The sequence below is a fragment of the Pseudomonas ekonensis genome, assembly GCF_019145435.1.
Taxonomy (GTDB): domain Bacteria; phylum Pseudomonadota; class Gammaproteobacteria; order Pseudomonadales; family Pseudomonadaceae; genus Aquipseudomonas; species Aquipseudomonas ekonensis.
In genome coordinates this window covers 1,991,476-2,009,378 of record NZ_JAHSTS010000001.1, presented here as the reverse complement: position 1 = coordinate 2,009,378, position 17,903 = coordinate 1,991,476, and the positions used below count along the sequence as shown (strand labels likewise).

General features: G+C 68.1%; 17 protein-coding genes. 11 read left to right on the top strand and 6 right to left on the bottom strand.

The annotated features are described in order from the left end of the window. Positions 1-61: 61 nt before the first annotated feature. A complete protein-coding gene (locus tag KVG96_RS09050; protein ID WP_217891706.1) occupies positions 62-1,102 on the bottom strand; it encodes an AraC family transcriptional regulator in 1,041 nt (346 codons plus the stop codon). A 214-nt stretch (positions 1,103-1,316) separates the two neighbouring features. Between KVG96_RS09050 and KVG96_RS09045 the strand changes: the two genes are divergently transcribed. The 6 genes from KVG96_RS09045 (at position 1,317) to KVG96_RS09020 (ending at position 7,548) form a co-directional block, all read left to right on the top strand. After that, complete coding sequence (locus KVG96_RS09045; RefSeq protein WP_217891705.1) at positions 1,317-2,264, top strand: SphA family protein; 948 nt, start codon at positions 1,317-1,319, stop codon at positions 2,262-2,264. Between the two features lie 162 nt (positions 2,265-2,426). Continuing rightward, the gene (locus KVG96_RS09040) at positions 2,427-3,287 is read left to right on the top strand and encodes a putative selenate ABC transporter substrate-binding protein (protein WP_217891704.1); all 861 of its coding nucleotides are present in this window, start codon (positions 2,427-2,429) and stop codon (positions 3,285-3,287) included. Beyond that, on the top strand, positions 3,284-4,081 hold the full coding sequence (locus tag KVG96_RS09035) for a phosphonate ABC transporter ATP-binding protein (RefSeq protein ID WP_217891703.1): 798 nt from the start codon (positions 3,284-3,286) through the stop codon (positions 4,079-4,081). Before KVG96_RS09040 ends, KVG96_RS09035 begins: the two co-directional genes overlap by 4 nt. Continuing rightward, positions 4,075-4,902: a PhnE/PtxC family ABC transporter permease gene (locus tag KVG96_RS09030; protein WP_217891702.1), complete on the top strand. Its 828-nt coding sequence runs from the start codon at positions 4,075-4,077 to the stop codon at positions 4,900-4,902. Before KVG96_RS09035 ends, KVG96_RS09030 begins: the two co-directional genes overlap by 7 nt. Continuing rightward, positions 4,899-5,666 (top strand): phosphonate ABC transporter, permease protein PhnE, encoded by a 768-nt coding sequence (phnE, locus tag KVG96_RS09025; RefSeq protein WP_217891701.1) that lies wholly within the window; start codon positions 4,899-4,901, stop codon positions 5,664-5,666. The genes KVG96_RS09030 and phnE overlap by 4 nt, the downstream gene beginning before the upstream one ends. Positions 5,667-5,880: 214 nt before the next feature. Continuing rightward, the gene (locus KVG96_RS09020; protein ID WP_217891700.1) at positions 5,881-7,548 is read left to right on the top strand and encodes an MFS transporter; all 1,668 of its coding nucleotides are present in this window, start codon (positions 5,881-5,883) and stop codon (positions 7,546-7,548) included. 8 nt (positions 7,549-7,556) lie between these two features. Here the strand turns inward: KVG96_RS09020 and KVG96_RS09015 are convergent, their stop codons facing one another. The 5 genes from KVG96_RS09015 to KVG96_RS08995 all read right to left on the bottom strand — a co-directional run bounded on the left by KVG96_RS09015 (position 7,557) and on the right by KVG96_RS08995 (position 12,995). After that, the gene (locus KVG96_RS09015; protein ID WP_217891699.1) at positions 7,557-7,784 is read right to left on the bottom strand and encodes a putative antibiotic biosynthesis monooxygenase; all 228 of its coding nucleotides are present in this window, start codon (positions 7,782-7,784) and stop codon (positions 7,557-7,559) included. Next, a complete protein-coding gene (locus KVG96_RS09010; RefSeq protein ID WP_367617476.1) occupies positions 7,781-8,710 on the bottom strand; it encodes a catalase family peroxidase in 930 nt (309 codons plus the stop codon). The genes KVG96_RS09015 and KVG96_RS09010 overlap by 4 nt, the downstream gene beginning before the upstream one ends. 110 nt (positions 8,711-8,820) lie before the next feature. Continuing rightward, positions 8,821-10,278 carry an aldehyde dehydrogenase family protein gene (locus KVG96_RS09005; RefSeq protein ID WP_217891697.1) on the bottom strand — a complete coding sequence of 486 codons (1,458 nt, stop codon included), beginning with the start codon at positions 10,276-10,278 and terminating at the stop codon, positions 8,821-8,823. Between the two features lie 45 nt (positions 10,279-10,323). Beyond that, positions 10,324-11,952, bottom strand: coding sequence for a GMC family oxidoreductase (locus KVG96_RS09000; RefSeq protein WP_217891696.1), 1,629 nt, complete (start codon positions 11,950-11,952; stop codon positions 10,324-10,326). 116 nt (positions 11,953-12,068) lie between these two features. Next, positions 12,069-12,995 (bottom strand): LysR family transcriptional regulator, encoded by a 927-nt coding sequence (locus tag KVG96_RS08995; RefSeq protein ID WP_217891695.1) that lies wholly within the window; start codon positions 12,993-12,995, stop codon positions 12,069-12,071. 127 nt (positions 12,996-13,122) lie between these two features. Between KVG96_RS08995 and KVG96_RS08990 the strand changes: the two genes are divergently transcribed. From KVG96_RS08990 to KVG96_RS08970, 5 genes are all read left to right on the top strand, one after another. Continuing rightward, a complete protein-coding gene (locus KVG96_RS08990) occupies positions 13,123-14,067 on the top strand; it encodes a LysR substrate-binding domain-containing protein (protein WP_217891694.1) in 945 nt (314 codons plus the stop codon). A 661-nt stretch (positions 14,068-14,728) separates the two neighbouring features. After that, positions 14,729-14,917, top strand: a complete 189-nt coding sequence (locus KVG96_RS08985) for a DUF1843 domain-containing protein (RefSeq protein WP_217891693.1) — start codon at positions 14,729-14,731, stop codon at positions 14,915-14,917. A gap of 34 nt (positions 14,918-14,951) precedes the next feature. Further along, a complete protein-coding gene (locus KVG96_RS08980) occupies positions 14,952-15,584 on the top strand; it encodes a DUF1842 domain-containing protein (RefSeq protein WP_217891692.1) in 633 nt (210 codons plus the stop codon). A 40-nt stretch (positions 15,585-15,624) separates the two neighbouring features. Next, the gene (locus KVG96_RS08975) at positions 15,625-16,206 is read left to right on the top strand and encodes a DUF1842 domain-containing protein (RefSeq protein ID WP_217891691.1); all 582 of its coding nucleotides are present in this window, start codon (positions 15,625-15,627) and stop codon (positions 16,204-16,206) included. 91 nt (positions 16,207-16,297) lie between these two features. After that, on the top strand, positions 16,298-17,761 hold the full coding sequence (locus KVG96_RS08970) for a GDL motif peptide-associated radical SAM/SPASM maturase (protein ID WP_217891690.1): 1,464 nt from the start codon (positions 16,298-16,300) through the stop codon (positions 17,759-17,761). Positions 17,762-17,903: the final 142 nt, after the last annotated feature.

Genomic DNA, 17,903 nt, shown 5'->3' with positions numbered 1-17,903 from the left:
CTTGGGAAAGAGCGCGGAGTTTAACTGTAGCCGGAGGATTTGTGTGGGTTCGGAACAGAGGTTATTCGTGGCCGCCGCCGTCATGGCGCCACGCGCTGGGGCTCATCCCCGTCCAGCGCTTGAACGCCCGGCGGAAGCTGCGCACGTCGCTGTAGCCGACTTCCTCGGTGATGCGTTCGATGGGCATCTGCGGGTTGGCCAAAAGGCTCATGGTGCGAGCCTGGCGCACTTGCTCCAGCAGCGCTTCGAAGGTCAGCGCGTGCTCGGTCAGGCGCCGGCGCAGGGTGCGGCTGCTCATGTTCAGGTCGCCGGCGATCTTCTCGATGTGGCTGCCCCGGCTCAGGTCCCGCGCGATCGCCCGCTCCACGGCCTGGATCAGATCCAGTTTCTGGTGCACCTGCGCCGCTTCCAGCTCCAGCAGCTTGACCGCCTGACGCAAAGCCAACGAGTGGTGGTTGGGCAGGTTCACGTCCAGCCAGCGCACGTCGAGCAGCATGCGGTTGTGCAGGCAGCCGAAGCGCACGTCCGGCCCCAGCAGGCGCCGGTATTCGTCGAGGTAGTCCGGCGCGGCGTGGACGAACTCCACCGCGATGGCCTTGAAGTCCTCGCCCACCAAGGCCCGCCCGTAGACCAGCAGGCTGGCGAAGAACTCCTCCACCGCAAACATCTGCACCTCGGCGAACGGCAGGCGGCACTCGGCGTTGACGGACACCTGCTGCGCCGACACGTCCACGCTGGACACCACGATCCCGCCGGAGGTGTGCTGATGGCGGATGCCCAGGTCGAACGCATCGCGCAGGGTCTTGCACAGCGACAGCACATGGCCCAGCAGGCCCAGCGTGCCCAGCACGTTCTGCGCCCCGACCCACAGGCCCAGCCCCTGGTTGGGCAAGGCCTTGAGCGCACGCTGGATCATGGCCACGGCCTGGCGGTAGGAGATGCGCTGCGCCGGGTCCTGCAGGTCTTCGAGGGTGAAGCCCAGCCCACGGCACAGGGATTCAGGCTGGACGCCCTTGAGCTGCGCGACCTCGGCCAGGGTCTGCAGCAGGAACGGCGACACCAGCGCCAGTTCGTAGGTGGGGTCTTGGACTTTTACGTTCATGGGGCTGGACATTCCGGATCGTGCTGAATTGTTATTTTTGTAACCGGTTATGTCACAGGAAGTTAGCACACGGCCCGCGGTCTGTCCGCAGATGCCCCCCTGCGTGTCCGCCAATACCCTGCCCCGGCGTGCGCCAAAGGCTTGATCCTAGGCTGCCGGCGCCCGCCCCGTGCGGCCGCACCGCGTCCCCATCACAATAATAACGAGGACAACCATGAGCCCGAACCGCGCGACACGTCCCTTCCCGTTGGCCCTGATGCTGACGGTCGGCGCACTCCCCTTGCCCGCCCTGGCCACCGAGTCCGGCGTCGACAACATCGGCCCCGGCACCGACGGCTTCTTCGTCCTGCCGCTGGACGTCGACAACCTTCCGCAAAACATGGTCGCGTTCAACCTCTACTACAACCACTACAAGGCGACCAAGCTCAACATCAGCTCCCTGGGCGGCAAGGTGCCGAACGTCGAGATCGAGTCCACCGCCGTGGTGCCGCGCCTCGATTACCTGAGCCCGGTGCGCGTGCTCGGCGGGCGCCTGGCCGGTTACGTCGCCCAGCCGTGGCTGAAGCAGGAAGTGGCGGCGTTCGGCCTCAGCGACACCCGCGAAAGCATGGGCGACACCACGTTCGCCCCGATCATCCTGTGGGACATGGGCAAGAACCTCACCCTCGGCGCCGCCGTGGAGATCACCGCCCCCACCGGCGAATACGACGCCGAACGCCTGGCCAACACCAGCAACAACTTCTGGACCTACAAGCCGCTGTTCTCGTTCACCTGGCTGCCGACCGAGCGCACCGAGCTGTCGATGAAGACCACCTACAGCTTCAACGAAAAGAACAAGGACACCGACTACAAGTCCGGGCAGATCTTCCATTTCGATTATTCGGCCAGCTACCGCGTCACCGACAACCTGCGCCTGGGCGTCAACGGCTATTTCCTCAAGCAGACCACCGACGACAAGCAGTTCGGCCACACCGTGCAGTTCGCCGGCGAGGACGTGAACGACGGCGTGCGCGGCAAAGTGTTCGCCATTGGCCCGGCGCTGTACTTCACCTTCCTCAAGTACGCCAGCGCGGAGATCCGCTGGGCCAAGGAGTTCGACGTGGAAAACCGCCCCGAGGGCGAAATGCTCTGGGCCAAGATCAGCATTCCCTACGCGTTCTGAGCCGGACCGCCCGCCGCCGGCGGCCACAGGCACGACCCAAGCGCCGACAGGCTCGCCTTCGCCGGCGCGAGCGCGTATAACACCGCCGTTTCGTCTAACCTGACGTTGCGCCCGCTTCACGGCGGGCGCTTCGATTGCGACGCTCATGAAACGGAGAATTCCATGCTCAAACGTACCCTGGCACTGACCGCCGGCCTGGCCCTGTCCTTTTCCACCCTGCTGGCGAACGCCGCCGAGGTGCTCAGGGTCAGCGCGATCCCCGATGAAGCCCCCACCGAACTGCTGCGCAAGTTCGAGCCGCTGGGCAAGTACCTGGAACAGCAATTGGGCATGGAAGTGAAGTTCGTCCCCGTGGCGGACTACCCGGCGGTGGTCGAGGCCCTGGCCACCGACCGCCTCGACATGGCCTGGCTCGGCGGTTTCACCTTCGTCCAGGCCCGCCTGAAGACCGACGCCACCACCCCGGTGATCCCGCTGGTGCAGCGCGAGCAGGATGCGCAGTTCACCAGCAAGTTCATCACCGCCGACCCCAACGTCAAGAGCCTGACCGACCTCAAGGGCAAGACCTTCGCCTTCGGTTCCGTGTCGTCCACCTCCGGCAGCCTGATGCCGCGCTATTTCATGCTCAAGGACGGCATCAAGCCTGAAACCTACTTCAGCCGCGTCGGCTACTCCGGCGCCCACGACGCCACCGTCGCCTGGGTGCAGGCCGGCAAGGTCGATGCCGGCGTGCTGAACGCCAGCGTCTGGCAGAAGCTGGTGGACGCCGGCAAGGTCGACACCGCCAAGGTGAAGGTCTTCGCCACCACCCCGGCCTACTTCGACTACAACTGGACCGTGCGCGGCACCCTCGACCCGGCTTTGGCGGCGAAGATCAAGAAAGCCTTCCTCGCCCTCGACCCGGCCAACCCCGAGCAGAAGAAGATCCTCGACCTGCAGGCCGCCAGCCGTTTCATCGAGACCGGCCCGGAGAACTACAAAGGCATCGAGGAAGCCGCCCGCGCCGCCGAACTGCTGAAATGACCCTGCGCCTGACCCAGGGACGCCTGCACCACGGCAACGGCGTCCACGCGCTGCAAGGCGTGGATCTGCATATCGGCGCCGGCGAGCAGGTGGCGATCATCGGCCCGTCCGGGGCCGGCAAGTCGAGCCTGCTCAACGTGCTGGCCACCGCCGTGCAGCCCAGCGGCGGCGAACTCGACGTGCTCGGCGAGCGCGCCTGGCAGCTGTCCGCCGGCCAGCGCCAGCGCCTGCGCGCGCGCATCGGCCTGGTGCATCAGGCGCCCCCCCTGCCGCCCCGGCAACGGGTGGTGACGGCGGTGCTGGCGGGCAAGCTCGGCCAGTGGAGCCTGGCCCGCAGCCTGGTCAGCCTGCTGCGTCCGCTGGACGTGGCCGGCGCCCGGGCGGCGCTGGCGAAACTGGATCTGGGCGACAAGCTGTTCAGCCAATGCCAGCAACTGTCTGGCGGCCAACTGCAACGGGTCGGCATCGCCCGGGTGCTGTACCAGGCGCCGGAGGTGCTGCTGGCCGACGAGCCGGTGTCGGCGATGGACCCGGTGCTGGCCGGGCACACCCTGTCGGTGCTTTCGCGCCATGCCCGCGAGCACCGGGTCACGCTGGTGGCGAGCCTGCACGCGGTGGAGCTGGCGCTGGCGCACTTCCCGCGGATCATCGGCCTGCGCGAAGGCCGGATCCTGTTCGACTGCCCCGCCGCCGAGGTGGACCGTGACCGGCTCGACGCGCTCTACGCCAATGAGCAACTGCAATCCCCGCCGACGGTCGTGCCGCCGCTGACCGTGCAGATTCCCCGATGCTGAGCACCGATTCCCGTGACCCCGCCGCCTGGCCGCGCCTGTTGCTGACGCTGCTGGCCGTCGCACTGCTGTGGCCGGGCGTGCAGCTCAGCGAACTGGATCCCGGCGTGCTGCTGCGCGCCGACAGCCAAAGCGAGATGGGCCGGTTCGTGGCCGGTTTCTGGCCGCCGGCCCACGACGACGCATTCATGCAACTGCTGATCAAGGCCACCCTGCAGACCCTGGCCATCGCCACCGCCGGCATGACGCTCGCGTTGCTGTTGGCCGCACCCGCCAGCCTGCTGGCCAGCCGTGCCCTGTCGCTGTCCGCCGCTTCCCGCGGCGGGCGTCCGGGGCGTTGGGGGCGCCTGTTGCGCTGGCCGGTGCGCGGCCTGCTGATCTTCCTGCGCAGCGTGCCGGAGATCGTCTGGGCCCTGCTGTTCGTGCGGGCCGTCGGGCTCGGGCCGGCGGCGGGCGTGCTGGCCATCGCGATCACCTACGCCGGGATGCTCGGCAAGGTCTACGCGGAAATCTTCGAGTCCACCGACCAGCGCCCGGCCCACGCCCTCATGCAGGCCGGCAGCGGCCGCCTGGGTGCGTTCGCCTACGGCATCCTGCCCAACGTGGCGTCGGAGCTGCTGTCGTACACGGTCTACCGCTGGGAATGCGCGATCCGCGCCTCGGTGGTGATGGGCTTCGTCGGCGCCGGCGGGTTGGGCCAGCAGATCGACCTGTCGATCCGCATGTTCGCCGGCGGCGAAGTCGCCAGCATGCTGCTGACGTTCCTGCTGCTGGTGCTGGGCGCCGACCAGCTGAGCCGCCTGCTGCGCGGGAGGCTGGCATGAAGCGCCTGGTCAACGCGTTGCTGGTCATGGCCATCGGGTGGGCGGTGGTCGCGTCGTTCGCCTATCTGGAACTGGACCTGGCGGAACTCGGCAGCGCCGCCAGCCTGAAACAGATGGGCGCCTATGTGCAGCGTTTCCTCAGCCCCGACGTGAGCGTCGGTTACCTGTCCGCGATCTTCCACGGTGCGCTGGAGACCCTCGCCATGTCGGCCCTGGGCACCCTGCTCGCCGCCGGCCTGGGGCTAGTGCTGGCGCTGCCCGCCGCCGGGCGTTTCGGCTGGCCGGCGCAGAGCGTCGCGCGCCTGCTGCTCAATGCCCTGCGGGCGATCCCCGAGCTGGTCTGGGCGGCGCTGATGGTGCTGGCCGCCGGCCTCGGCCCGAACGCCGGCACCCTCGCCCTCGCCCTGCACACCACCGGCGTGCTGGGCCGGCTGTTCGCCGAAGCGCTGGAAAACACCCCGCCGCAGCCCGCCGAAGCCCTGCGCCGGCAAGGCGCCAACCCGGTGCTCGCGTTCTGCTACGGCACCCTGCCGAACCTGGCGCCGCAGCTGATCGCCTATTGCCTGTACCGCTGGGAAAACAACATCCGCATGGCCAGCGTGCTGGGCTTCGTCGGCGCCGGCGGCCTGGGGCAGATGCTGTACGTGAGCCTCAGCCTGTTCCAGGAAGCCCAGGCCAGCACGGTGATCCTGGCGATGCTCGCGTTGGTGTTCGCCGTCGACTCGCTGAGCGCCTGGAGCCGCCAGCGCTGGGTCAAGGCGTAACCGCCCGGCCGCGCCCCGCCGCGCCTTGCCAGGATGGCGAGTGGATATCTGCGCGAAGCTGATTATGCTCAAGGAAACCTCGCCGCGAGGCGAGGCTTTCCATCTGTCTACGCAACTTGCAAGCGCTTATCCGATTCAAGCCCCAGGGCCCGGGTACGAAAACGTTGAAGAGGTGCTCCGGCCTGACAACAAAAAAGCACGACGGAGAAGACCCATGGCGGCAATCGACGACAGCAGCACAACGCGTCAGGGCATCACCAAGGAGGAGCGCAAGGTCATCTTCGCTTCGTCCCTGGGCACGGTGTTCGAGTGGTACGACTTTTACCTCTACGGCTCGCTGGCCGCGATCATCGCCAAGCACTTCTTCGCCGGCGTCAACGAGACCACCGCGTTCATCTTCGCCCTGCTGGCCTTCGCCGCCGGTTTCGCCGTGCGCCCCTTCGGCGCCATCGTGTTCGGCCGGCTCGGCGACATGATCGGCCGCAAGCACACGTTCCTGATCACCATCGTGATCATGGGCGTCTCCACGGCGGTGGTGGGCCTACTGCCGGGCTACGCCTCCATCGGCGTGGCGGCGCCGATCATCCTGATCAGCCTGCGCCTGCTGCAAGGCCTGGCGCTGGGCGGCGAGTACGGCGGCGCCGCCACCTACGTGGCCGAGCACGCGCCGCAGGGCAAGCGCGGCTTCTTCACCTCGTGGATCCAGACCACCGCGACCCTGGGCCTGTTCCTGTCGCTGCTGGTGATCCTCGCCTGCCGCACCGCGCTGGGCACCGAAGCCTTCGAGGCGTGGGGCTGGCGGATCCCGTTCCTGCTGTCGATCCTGCTGCTGATCATTTCGGTGTACATCCGCCTGCAACTGAGCGAGTCGCCGGTGTTCCAGAAGATGAAGGCCGAAGGCAAGGCGTCGAAGGCGCCGCTGACCGAATCCTTCGCCCGCTGGGAAAACCTCAAGGTGGTGATCATGTCCCTGCTCGGCGGCACCGCCGGGCAAGCGGTGGTCTGGTACACCGGACAGTTCTACGCGCTGTTCTTCCTGTTGCAGACCCTCAAGATCGACCCGCAGACCGCCAACCTGCTGATCGCCGGCTCGCTGCTGATCGGCACGCCGTTCTTCGTGATCTTCGGCAGCCTGTCCGACCGCATCGGCCGCAAGGGCATCATCATGGCCGGCTGCATCCTGGCGGCGCTGACCTACTTCCCGATCTTCCACGCGCTGACCCAGTACGGTAACCCGGACGTCTTCGCCGCCCAGGCGAAGAACCCGGTCACGGTGGTCGCCGACCCGGCCCAGTGCTCGTTCCAGTTCGACCCGGTGGGCAAGGCACGCTTCACCAGTTCCTGCGACCTGGCCAAGACCGTGCTGGCCAAGCGGGCCATTCCGTACAGCAACGCCAAGGCCGAGCCGGGCACCGTGGCCCAGGTGAAGATCGGCGACAAGGTCATCCAGAGCTTCGAAGGCGGCAACCTGCCCGCCGCCGACTTCAAGACCCGGAACGACGCCTTCGCCGCCAGCCTCGGCGCCGCGCTCAAGGAGGCCGGCTACCCGGAGAAGGCCGATCCGGCCAAAACCAACTACCCGATGGTGCTGCTCCTGCTGACGGTCCTGGTGATCTACGTGACCATGGTCTACGGCCCCATCGCCGCGTGGCTGGTGGAGCTGTTCCCGGCGCGGATCCGCTACACCTCGATGTCGCTGCCGTACCACATCGGCAACGGCTGGTTCGGCGGTTTCCTGCCGACGGTGGCGTTCGCCATGGTCGCGGCCACGGGCGACATCTACTACGGCCTGTGGTACCCGATCGTGATCGCGGTGATGACCGCCGTCCTCGGCATCTTCTTCATGCCGGAAACCAAGGACCGCGACATCCACCACGCCTGAACCGGCGCCTAGCGCAGCAGCCAGCGGGCCATCAGCCGGTTGCTGCGCGGCACCAGCCAATAGACCATGTTGAAGGAGATCAACCCGGCGACGATGGCCTTGAACAGCCAGCCCGGCACCTGCAGACCGCCCAGTTCCAACACCGCCGCCAGCGCCCAGGGCATGGACACCGACAGCGGCCACACGATCAGCCACGACAGCAGCCATTGCTTCCAGCGCACCGCCTCGACGCTCATGGCTGCTGCCGGCGCAGCACGGCGCGCCGGTAGATCCGGTCGCGCGCCGCGATCATCGGGTCGGCGCTGGCCGCAATGCCGTCGGTCAAGCGTCCGGGGCTGAAGTCCAGGCGCTGCTGGGCCGTTTGCTGCTCCCCGGCGGGCAGCAGCGCATCGAGGGTGAAACGGCCCAGCTCGACTTCGCGGCGGCTCCTGGGCCAGGGCAGCGAACCGTCGGCCACTGCGTCCCCCGGCGCCGCCAATTGCGCGATCAGGCGCAGGATCACCGGTCCCCTGGCCAGCCGCGCCGCCAGTTCCTCCTGCAAGTAGTCCGCCGGTCTCGCGGCGGCTTCGGCATCGCTCAGGGTCGGCTCCGGCGCCAGCGGCTCGATGCGATAACGAATGGCCTGCTCCTTGCCCTGACGGTCGCTGAACACCAGCGCGTTGACGCCGAAGTAGTCGATGCCGACGAAACTCGACGGCGCAGGCTTGGGCGCCTCCAGAAACTGCCGGGCCCTCGGGTGACCCGCCAGAAAGGCTTGCAGCGGTGCCGGATCCGCCGGGGCGGCGACGTTGGCGGCGATGCCCTGCAAGAACCCCAGGAAGTCTTCGGGCGTGGCCACCGGGAAGCCGTCGAACGAGTGGGTCACGATGTCCGTGAACGCCCCGTCCGAAAGGCGCAAGCGCACCGCCAGCCCCCGTGGACTGGCCAGCGGGTCGCCGTCCGCCGTCGCCGGCACGCCGCTGAAGTTGGAGAACCGCAGCACCACCGGCACGGCCTGGCCCTGCCAATGTTCGGCGCGGCTCAGGGCCGCCGCAGCCGCCGAAGCGACGAAGGTGCCGGTCACCAGCACGCCTTTGGCGTGGGTCGCGCGAAAGCCGGGGTGATGGCCGAAGGTGGCCTGCAACGCATCAAGCAAGGCGTCATAGAGTGGGTCCCGGGACACGGTATCGCTCCTGGTGGCGGACGAAGGCAGGTCGGCGGCAAAGGCCGGGGACGCGGCCAACGCCCCCGCCAGCAGCGCGACAACAACGGGTCGGGTGGCTCGCATCGGCTTCACGCCTCGCGCCGGCCAGGGTTGAGCGCGATGTGCTTGTACTCGACGAAGTCGTCCAGCGCCGCCACACCGTTCAGCCGCCCCTGCCCCGATTGCTTGAAGCCGCCCTCCTCGAACTCGTCGTAGACCACCGCCCAGTCGTTGACCCACACGGTGCCGGCCTCCAGTTCACGGGCCACCCGCAGGGAACGGTCGCCGTCCCGGGTCCAGACGCTGGCCGCCAGGCCGAACTCGCTGCGGTTGGCCAATTCGATGGCCTCGGCCTCACTGTCGAACACTTGCAAGGTCAGCACCGGGCCGAAGGTTTCCTGCCGGACGATGGCCAGGTCCGGATCGCTGACCCGCAGCAGCGTCGGCCGGTAGAACGCGCCCCGGGCCAGCGGCCCCTCGGTGACCGGGCCGCCGCGCACGATCACCTGCGCCCCGGCGGCGATCGCCTCCTCCACCGCCCGGTCGACCCGCTGCACGTTGGCCTTGTCGATCAACGGCCCCATGTCGCTGGCCGGATCCGCCGACGGCCCGACCCGCACCGCGCTCAGGCGCTCGGCCAGGCGTTCGCTCAGCGTCGTGGCGATGCCCCGCTGCACCAGCAGGCGCGAACCGGTCATGCAGAACTGCCCCGCGAACACGGTCAGGGCCTTGACCAGCACCGGCACGACGGTCTCAAGGTCGGCATCGTCGAACACTACCATCGGTGTCTTGCCGCCCAGTTCCAGGCCGAAGCGTTTGAGGTGCCGGGCCCCGGCGGCCGAGATCGCCCGGCCGGTGCCGGTGCTGCCGGTGAAGCTGATCACCGGCACGTCGGGGGACTCCACCAGGTGGATCGATCCGGCCGCGCCCTGTTCGCTGAACAGGTTCACCGCGCCACGGGGCAACGACGGCGCTTCGCTGAGGATCTTCGCCACCCGCGCGTTGGTCTGGGCCGTTTGCCCCGGCATCTTGACCACGGCGGTGCAGCCGGCGGCCAGCGCCGGGGCGAGCGAGCGGATCATCAGCACCACCGGGGAGTTCCACGGCACGATGATCCCCGCCACGCCCACCGCCTGGCGCAGCACCAGCGAGATCCGCCCTGGTTTCGGCTCGGCGGCGCGGCCGTATTCGGTGCGGGCCAGGCCCGCGTAGTAGCGCAGCTTGGACGGCACCATCGCGACCTCGAAGCCGGCCTCGGGACGGATCTTGCCGTTCTCCAGCGCCAACGTGTCGATCAGCGCTTCGGCGTGGCGCTCGAAGGCGTCCGCCAGTTCCAGCAAGGCGCGGGCACGCCAGGCGCGGTCGTCCTTCCACGGGGTGTCACGCAAGGTCCGGCGGGCCGCCGCGATGCCCAGTTGCGCTTCGGCCAGGCCGCCTTCGGCGTAGCGGCCGATGCGCTCGCCGGTGGCCGGGTCGAGGGAGTCGTGGTGAACGCCGGAGTCCAGCCAGAGGCCGTCGATCCAGTTCAAGACCGGGGTGTTGTTCATGGGTAAGGTTCCTTGGGATAGCTTCTTGGGAATAGCTTCTTGGGATCAGGCGTAGAGGCCCGCGATGTGTTCGGCGGTGGCGATCACGGTCACGTTGGTGGCGACCGAAGGCACGTCAGGGAAGATCGACGCATCGACCACCCGCAGCCCCTGGGTGCCGATCACCCGCGCTTGCAGGTCGACCACCGCATGGGCGTCCCCCGGCCGGCCCATGGGCGCGGTGGAGGTCGGGTGGTGATAGGTGTCGAGGGTGGCGCGGACGCTGGCCAGCAAGGCTTCGTCGGAATCGTTGCCCGGCCCCGGGTTGAGCTCGGCATGGATCAGCCCGGCCAACGGCGCGGTGGCGCCGATCCGCCGCGCCAGGCGGATGCCGTCCAGCAGGCGCCGGCGGTCGGCGGGCTCGGCGAGGAAGTTCAGGTCGATGTCCGGCGCGGCGAACGGGTCGCGGCTGGCCAGTGTCAGCCGGCCCCGCGACAGCGGCCGGGTCAGGGCCACCGCGAGCACGAAGCCGACCTGGGTCGGGCTCTGCTCATGGGGGAACAGGTGGGTGGCGGTGATGTGCAGATCCAGCTCGCCGGGGGTGGCGCTGCGGCTGTGGGTCCACAGCTTGGCGCCGATGGCCGGCGACTGGCGGCCGATCAGGTCCGGTTTGGCGGCATAGGCGTTGTAGTAGAACGGGTGGTCCACCAGCCGCTGCCCCACCGGCAGCTCGGCCACCTGGGGGATCTGCAGGGCGCGCAGGTCGTCGCCGGGGCCGATGCCGGAGCGCAGCAGAATCGCCGCGCTGCCGTAGGTGCCCGCCGACAGGATCACTTCACCCGCCAGCAGGCGCTCGCCGTTGGCCAGTTGCACGCCGGTCGCCCGCGTCCCCTCGAACAGCACTTTGTCCACCAGGCTGTCGGCGCGGATCTGCAGGTTCCTGCGGGCCCGCACCTCGTCGGTGAGGTAGGCCATGCCGGTGTTGACCCGCACACCGTCGACGATGTTCATCGGGTACGGACCGACGCCGTTGGCCTGGGCGCCGTCGAAGTCATCGACCATCCGGTAGCCGTTGGCGACCGTCGCGTAGATGAACGCCTTCTGCATCGGCGTGACGTCGACGGTGGACAGCTGACGCACCGGCAACGGCCCGTCATGGCCGTGGATCGCGCTGGCGCCGCCGCTGTGGCGTTCCAGTTTCTTGAACGCCGGCAACAGCTCATCGAAGCTCCAGCCCGGCAGGTTCCAGCGCCGGAAATCCTCGCGGCGGGCGCGGATCGCCACCGCGCCGTTGATCGCCGAGCTGCCGCCCAGCACTTTGCCGCGCAGGGCGCCGATGGGGTGACCGACATAGCCCGGCCGGGCCGTGTAGCCCCACTCGAACTCGCGGTTGCCGTTGGCGCCGACGATGTCGCTGCTGGCCACGGTCGCGGGATAACGGTCCGGCGCATAGCTGTGCCCCGCCTCCAGCAACAGCACCCGACGCTGGCCGTTTTCGCTCAGGCGCCGCGCCAGCACCGCGCCGGCCGAACCGGCGCCGACGATGATCACATCGACCGCTGCGCGCGCATCGGCCTTGGGGTTGTCAGCAGGCTCCAGCGCCTGGGCCAGACCGCCCGCCGCCAGCGTGGCCGCCGCCACGACGCCACCGGCCAGCACGGTGCGGCGGGCAGGATTATCAAGGGTATCGTTCATTGCGTTTCTTCCCTGTCAGGCGTCGAAGCGCGCCTGTCGCCCGCCAGCTTAGGGAAGGCCCCGCAGGCCCATAAGCCGCAGAAAAGCGATTCGCGGTTTCGCTTTTCCCGAACGGTTCAGCGGCGGGCGGCGTGATCCGCCAGCATCCGCTCCCACGGCGGCGGATTGCCGATCCGCTCGCCGAGAAAACCCGCCAAAGCCTGCAACTTGGCCGACGCCCGTTGGGATCGCCGATAGACCAGGGAGATGCTGCCGCCGCGCGGCGCATGGGGCGCCAGCACTTCCACCAGCTCGCCGGAGACGATGTCGGGCGCGGCAAGAAAGGTCGGCAAGATCGTCAGACCCAACCCCGCCCTCGCCGCCTCCATCAGTTGATGGCCGCTGTTGGTGCGCATCCGGCCGCGCACCCGGAACGACTCCAGCCCGGTGTCCACCGGCAGCGTCCACATGCCGTGGGGCTCGCGGTTCACGTAGTGGATCGCGAAATGCCGGGCCAGCGCCTGCGGGGTCTGCGGCGTGCCGTGGGCGGCCAGGTACGCGGGGCTGGCGCAGATGATGTGGCGGTTGGCGGTGATGGTCTTGGCCACCAGCGAGGAGTCCGGCAGCTCGCCGATGCGGATCGCCGCGTCGTAGCGTTCCTCGTGCAGGTTGACCCGGCGGTCGTCGACCTCGACATCCAGCCGCAGCTGCGGATAGCGCGCGGCAAAATCCGCCAGCACCGGCGCCAGGTAGCGCACGCTGAAGGCCATCGGCGCCGCCAGCCGCAGGGTGCCGCTGACGCTGGCGCCGAACGCCTGCACCGCCTCTTCGGCCTCGTCGACTTGCGCCAGGATCCGTTGGCAATAGCGGTAGAACACCTCGCCGGATTCGGTCAGCCGGGCCTGGCGCCCGCGTTCCAGCAGCGTGCTGCCCAGGCGTTTCTCCAACTGCGCCATGCGTTGGCTGACCATGGACTTGGCGGCCCCCAACTGCCGGGCGGCTTCGGACATGCTGCCGGTGTCCGCCACCGTGACGAACGCTTGCATCTCGTTGAGTTTGTTCAAGGCCGGCTTCCCAAAGCCGCCCATCCTGCGGCTCGGCCGGCACGCCCGCCAGAGGCGAAAAACGGTCCGCTGCGACCCACACGGCGAACCTTTGCGCTTGTATAGTGGGCATCCCTCGGCCAAGCGAATGTCCCCCGTGCTGGACCTCAATGACCTGCAGTATTTCGTAATGGTGGTGGACCACGGCGGCTTCGCCCCGACGGCGCGGGCCCTGGGTATTCCCAAGTCCAACCTGAGCCGGCGCATCGCGCTGCTGGAAGAGCGCCTGGGCGTGCGCCTGATCACCCGCAACAGCCGCCACTTCACGGTGACGGAACTGGGCCAGACCTACTACGCCCGTTGCCGCGCCATGCTCAAGGAAGCGGAAGCCGCCGAGGCCGCCGTGGCCCTGACCCACGCCGAACCCGGCGGCGTGCTGCGCGTCACCTGCCCGACCACGCTGCTGGAAGAATGCGTCGGCGCCCTCATCACCCGCTTCATGGCCGAACACCCACGGGTGGAAGTGCACCTGGACGCCTGCGACCGTCAGGTGGACGTGGTCGCCGAGGGTGTCGACCTGGCCCTGCGGGTGCGCCCGCCGCCCCTTCAGGATTCGGACCTGGTCAGCCGGGTGCTGTCGCAGCGGCCGCAATGCCTGGTGGCCAGCCCGGCGCTGCTCTCGCGCCTGGGCGAGCCACAAGGCCCGCAGGACCTGGCGCGTTTCCCCAGCGTCCACCACGGCAGCCCGCAGCGCGACTACAGCTGGACGCTGTTCCACCAGGACGGCGCGGAGCTCACCCTCCCGCACCGCCCGCAACTGATCACCAAGGGCCTGCCGATGCTGCGCTGCGCGGCCATCGACAGCATCGGCGTGGCGCAGATGCCGATGTCGCTGGTGCACGATTTCATCGAACGCGGACAACTGGCCGTGGTGCTGCCGGACTGGACGCCGCGCACGGAAATGATCTACGCGGTGTTCGCCACCCGTCAGGGCATGCTGCCGTCGCTGCGCAAGCTGATCGATTTTCTGGTGGAGCAGTTCAGCCTGCTGGATGACCCGATGCGGGGGATGCGCCCCCTTCCGCCGGTGTGAGCACAACGGAAATCGCCTGAACCAGGACGGCGTTATTTCGATTGGTTCCACGGGGTGGGACGTCAGCGCCGGCGTCCCTTTTCCTTTTTGAAAATCAACCTGTTGAGACCCCGCCTGCGACCTCGGTGGCTCCGTTGGCCAGCCAACGTGACCCGCCGGTCACTACCGTTCGGCGCTTTTTCTGGCAGGCCCGCCGAATCGGATCTAGGGTTGCGTGGCCAGCGATATGCCAGCACGCCGGCGAGCGTCCCCCGGACGTACGCCAAGTGCGGCAACGGATGGAAAATCAGGGATGTTTCTGCCTGCGCAAGTACGCGCACGCCCGTGGACCTATCGAACGATCCCTGTGTTTCGTGGCTTTCTATCAAGGACAGAAAGATGACCGACGTACAGGCGCGTTCCACCCCCTTGCCGTTGCGGCTCCCCTACCCCCTTGCCCCGCAGGCCAGCCCCGACGGCTTCGGCTGACGCCGCCTGCCCCTGAGGCGCCGGCCGTGCCCCGCACGCCCGCGTCTGCCCTTTGATCGGATCCGGACGGACCGGCCCGCGCCGCCAGGAAAGCTCACTGAAGCCTTTCTTGCGCAGGCGTTCGGCCTGACCGCCAGGAAAGGCCCCCTGCGCGACAGGGGACGTTGTGCACACCCATAAGGAAACCTTCGGCATGAGCGACTCGAAGTCTCACATCATTCCCCCTTACGGGGTCGCCATCCAGAGCGCGATCACGGACGGCAACCTGCAGAAAATGAAGAGTTTGTTGAAGCAGCGCGATTCAACGAAGCCTGAAGCCAAGGAGCTTAAAACCGCGTACGAAAACCTGGCCCGGGAAGTGTCCCGTCTGGAAAGACCCTAAGGCCATCACCCGCATTGCAATGGAGGCAATCACCATGTCTGGTTCTGTTTCGCAACACAACGTCGGCCTGTTCCCGGTGTGCTACCGGATCGGCACGGGCCAGCCCGGCGCGCAAAGCCTGGCGCTCAACCTGCTGGTCTCCACGCCGCAGCAGGAAGTCACCGGCACCGCCGCCGTCACCCAGGCGACCAATCCGCCCCTCGACGTGCACTCCGATGTCTGGGGCGAGTACACCTACCTGACCGTCATGAAGCCTGGGGTCAGCAAAATCCTCATCACCGCCCAGGGCAACCACGGCGGACCGGGCTGCAACTCCATCGTCAACTTCAGGGTGCACCTGGTGGTCGGCACCGACTGGAAGGAAGGCGTCGCCAACTACCAATACCTCAACGGCACCCAATGGGTTGAAGTCAACAACGTGCCGGCGCACCTGCAGCCGGTGCCGTCCCACGTGCTGCCGCCGTTCGAGCCGGGCCCTGTGATCGAGCCGTACCGCCCGATCATGCCGCTGTACGCCGCGCCGATCCAGAGCGCCATCGCCTCCGGCGACCTGGCCCAGATGAAAAGCCTGGCCAGGCTCGGCAAGCAGCAACTGGAACAATTGCCGCAGCTGCGCATCGCGCTGGAATCCGCCAAGAAAGAACTCAGCCAGTTGCTGAGCCGCTGATCGGCCACCGGAACCGTCATTCACTTTAGGGAGCAGCATCATGTCGATCGGACTTTTCCATACCCGCCTCATCGTCAGAAACGATTTGCTGGGCGCACCGGTCCTGACCCTGGATCTTGTCGTCAACACCGTCTCCAAGAAAGTCAGCGGCGTCGCCAGCGTCTTTCAGAGCACCTGGCCGCCGGTCAATTTCCACGCCCGGGTCTGGGGCAACTACAGTCAGCTCAAGCTGGCGCCTTCGGCCGAGCACCACATCATCCTCGACCTCGCCGGCAGCCCCAGCGGCCCGCTCAGCCAGATCGCCCAGACCTTCCACCTCAAGGGCCTGTTGGGCGACGACTGGGCCAGCGGCTTCGCCGACTACCGCTACGATTACGATGGCCAGTGGAATGCGGTGAGGCACGTTGCGATGCATCAGGCGCCCACCGTCGAGGTCAAGCCGGTGCCGCATCCGCACATCCCGCTGTACGCCGTGGCCGTGCAGCAGGCCCAGGCCGGCGGCGACGTGGCGCAACTCAAGACCGTGGTGCAGCAGGCTGAACAGCAAGTGGCCCACGAAGGCGCGCTGCGCAGTGCCCTCGAGCAACTGAACGCGGAGATCACCCGACTGGAAGCGCGCTAGCCGCCGCTCCCCGGCGGGGCCCCGACGGCCTCGCCGGTTTTCTGTCGCCCTCCCTCCGCGTCGCGCACGCGACCGTGCGCAAGGACCTGCCATGACAGACACCCGCCCTGCCCGCTACCTGAGCGAGTCCGACCTCAAACGCTACGTGCCGGTCCATGTGGTCTGGGAAATCACCCTGGCCTGCGACCTCAAGTGCCTGCATTGCGGCTCCCGCGCCGGCCACCGGCGCACCGGCGAGCTGAGCACCCGCGAATGCCTGGACGTGATCGACGCTCTGGCCGCCCTCGGCACCCGCGAGATCACCCTGATCGGCGGCGAAGCCTACCTGCGCAAGGACTGGACGCAACTGATCCAGGCCATCCATGACCACGGCATGTACTGCGCCATCCAGACCGGCGGCCGCAACCTGACGCCGGCCAAGATGCAGGCGGCGGTGGACGCCGGCCTCAACGGCGTGGGCGTGTCGCTCGACGGCCTCGCCCCGCTGCACGACGCGGTGCGCAACGTGCCCGGCTCGTTCGACAAGGCCGTGGACACCCTGCGCCGGGCGAAAGCGTCGGGGCTGGCGGTGAGCGTCAACACCCAGATCGGCGCCGCCACCCTGCCCGACCTGCCGGAACTGATGGACACCATCATCGGCCTGGGCGCCACCCACTGGCAGATCCAGCTGACCGTGGCCATGGGCAACGCGGTCGATCATCCGGAACTGCTGCTGCAGCCCTACCAGTTGCTGGAAGTGATGCCGCTGCTCGCCCGGCTCTACCGCGAAGGCCTGGACCGCGGCCTGTTGATGAACGTCGGCAACAACATCGGCTACTACGGCCCTTACGAGCACCTGTGGCGCGGCTTCGGCGACGAACGCGTGCACTGGAGCGGCTGCGCCGCCGGCCAGACCGTGCTTGCGCTGGAGGCCGACGGCACGGTCAAGGGCTGCCCGTCCCTGGCGACGGTGGGCTTCTCCGGGGGTAACGTGCGCGACATGAGCCTGCACGACATCTGGCACTACAGCGAGGGCATCCACTTCGGCCGCCTGCGCTCGGTCGACGACCTGTGGGGCCACTGCCGCACCTGCTACTACAACGACGTGTGCCGGGGCGGCTGCACCTGGACGTCGCACTCGCTGCTGGGCAAGCCCGGCAACAACCCCTACTGCCACTACCGCACCCTGGAGCTGCAGAAGCGCGGGCTGCGCGAGCGCATCGTCAAACTGCAGGACGCCGCGCCGCAGTCGTTCGCCGTCGGGCGCTTCGACCTGATCACCGAACGCATCGACACCGGCGAGCGAGTCAGCAGCGTCAGCGACAGCGGCCAGGTGGTCAAGCTGGCCTGGCTCAACCAAGGGCAGAAATCCCCGGAGGAAGGCCGCATCCCCGAGCAACTGGCGCTGTGCAGGCACTGCCTGCAATACATCCACGCCTACGAGACCCTGTGCCCGCACTGCGACGCCGACGTGGCCGCCGCCGAAGCGCAGCACCAGGCCGACCGGGCCCGCCAGCAGGCCATCGTCAACACCTTGTCCGGGTTGCTGGGGATCGCGCCGGGGACGTTGAGCTGACGGTCGCCCGGCTGCGTCGCGACAGCCATCGGGCCCGTCGCGACGGCGGCGCCGTTCACGGGGTTGTCATGCCGGGCTGCTAGCGTGTGTGTGAAAAGTCTTGAGACGAAGGTCAGGCTGTTTTCAACGCAGCATCACCGAG

Coding starts and splice junctions, on each gene's coding strand:
- KVG96_RS09050 (WP_217891706.1), bottom strand. CDS start 1,102: ATGAACGTAAAAGTCCAAGACCCCACCTACGAACTGGCGCTGGTGTCG.
- KVG96_RS09045 (WP_217891705.1), top strand. CDS start 1,317: ATGAGCCCGAACCGCGCGACACGTCCCTTCCCGTTGGCCCTGATGCTG.
- KVG96_RS09040 (WP_217891704.1), top strand. CDS start 2,427: ATGCTCAAACGTACCCTGGCACTGACCGCCGGCCTGGCCCTGTCCTTT.
- KVG96_RS09035 (WP_217891703.1), top strand. CDS start 3,284: ATGACCCTGCGCCTGACCCAGGGACGCCTGCACCACGGCAACGGCGTC.
- KVG96_RS09030 (WP_217891702.1), top strand. CDS start 4,075: ATGCTGAGCACCGATTCCCGTGACCCCGCCGCCTGGCCGCGCCTGTTG.
- phnE (WP_217891701.1), top strand. CDS start 4,899: ATGAAGCGCCTGGTCAACGCGTTGCTGGTCATGGCCATCGGGTGGGCG.
- KVG96_RS09020 (WP_217891700.1), top strand. CDS start 5,881: ATGGCGGCAATCGACGACAGCAGCACAACGCGTCAGGGCATCACCAAG.
- KVG96_RS09015 (WP_217891699.1), bottom strand. CDS start 7,784: ATGAGCGTCGAGGCGGTGCGCTGGAAGCAATGGCTGCTGTCGTGGCTG.
- KVG96_RS09005 (WP_217891697.1), bottom strand. CDS start 10,278: ATGAACAACACCCCGGTCTTGAACTGGATCGACGGCCTCTGGCTGGAC.
- KVG96_RS09000 (WP_217891696.1), bottom strand. CDS start 11,952: ATGAACGATACCCTTGATAATCCTGCCCGCCGCACCGTGCTGGCCGGT.
- KVG96_RS08990 (WP_217891694.1), top strand. CDS start 13,123: ATGTCCCCCGTGCTGGACCTCAATGACCTGCAGTATTTCGTAATGGTG.
- KVG96_RS08985 (WP_217891693.1), top strand. CDS start 14,729: ATGAGCGACTCGAAGTCTCACATCATTCCCCCTTACGGGGTCGCCATC.
- KVG96_RS08980 (WP_217891692.1), top strand. CDS start 14,952: ATGTCTGGTTCTGTTTCGCAACACAACGTCGGCCTGTTCCCGGTGTGC.
- KVG96_RS08975 (WP_217891691.1), top strand. CDS start 15,625: ATGTCGATCGGACTTTTCCATACCCGCCTCATCGTCAGAAACGATTTG.
- KVG96_RS08970 (WP_217891690.1), top strand. CDS start 16,298: ATGACAGACACCCGCCCTGCCCGCTACCTGAGCGAGTCCGACCTCAAA.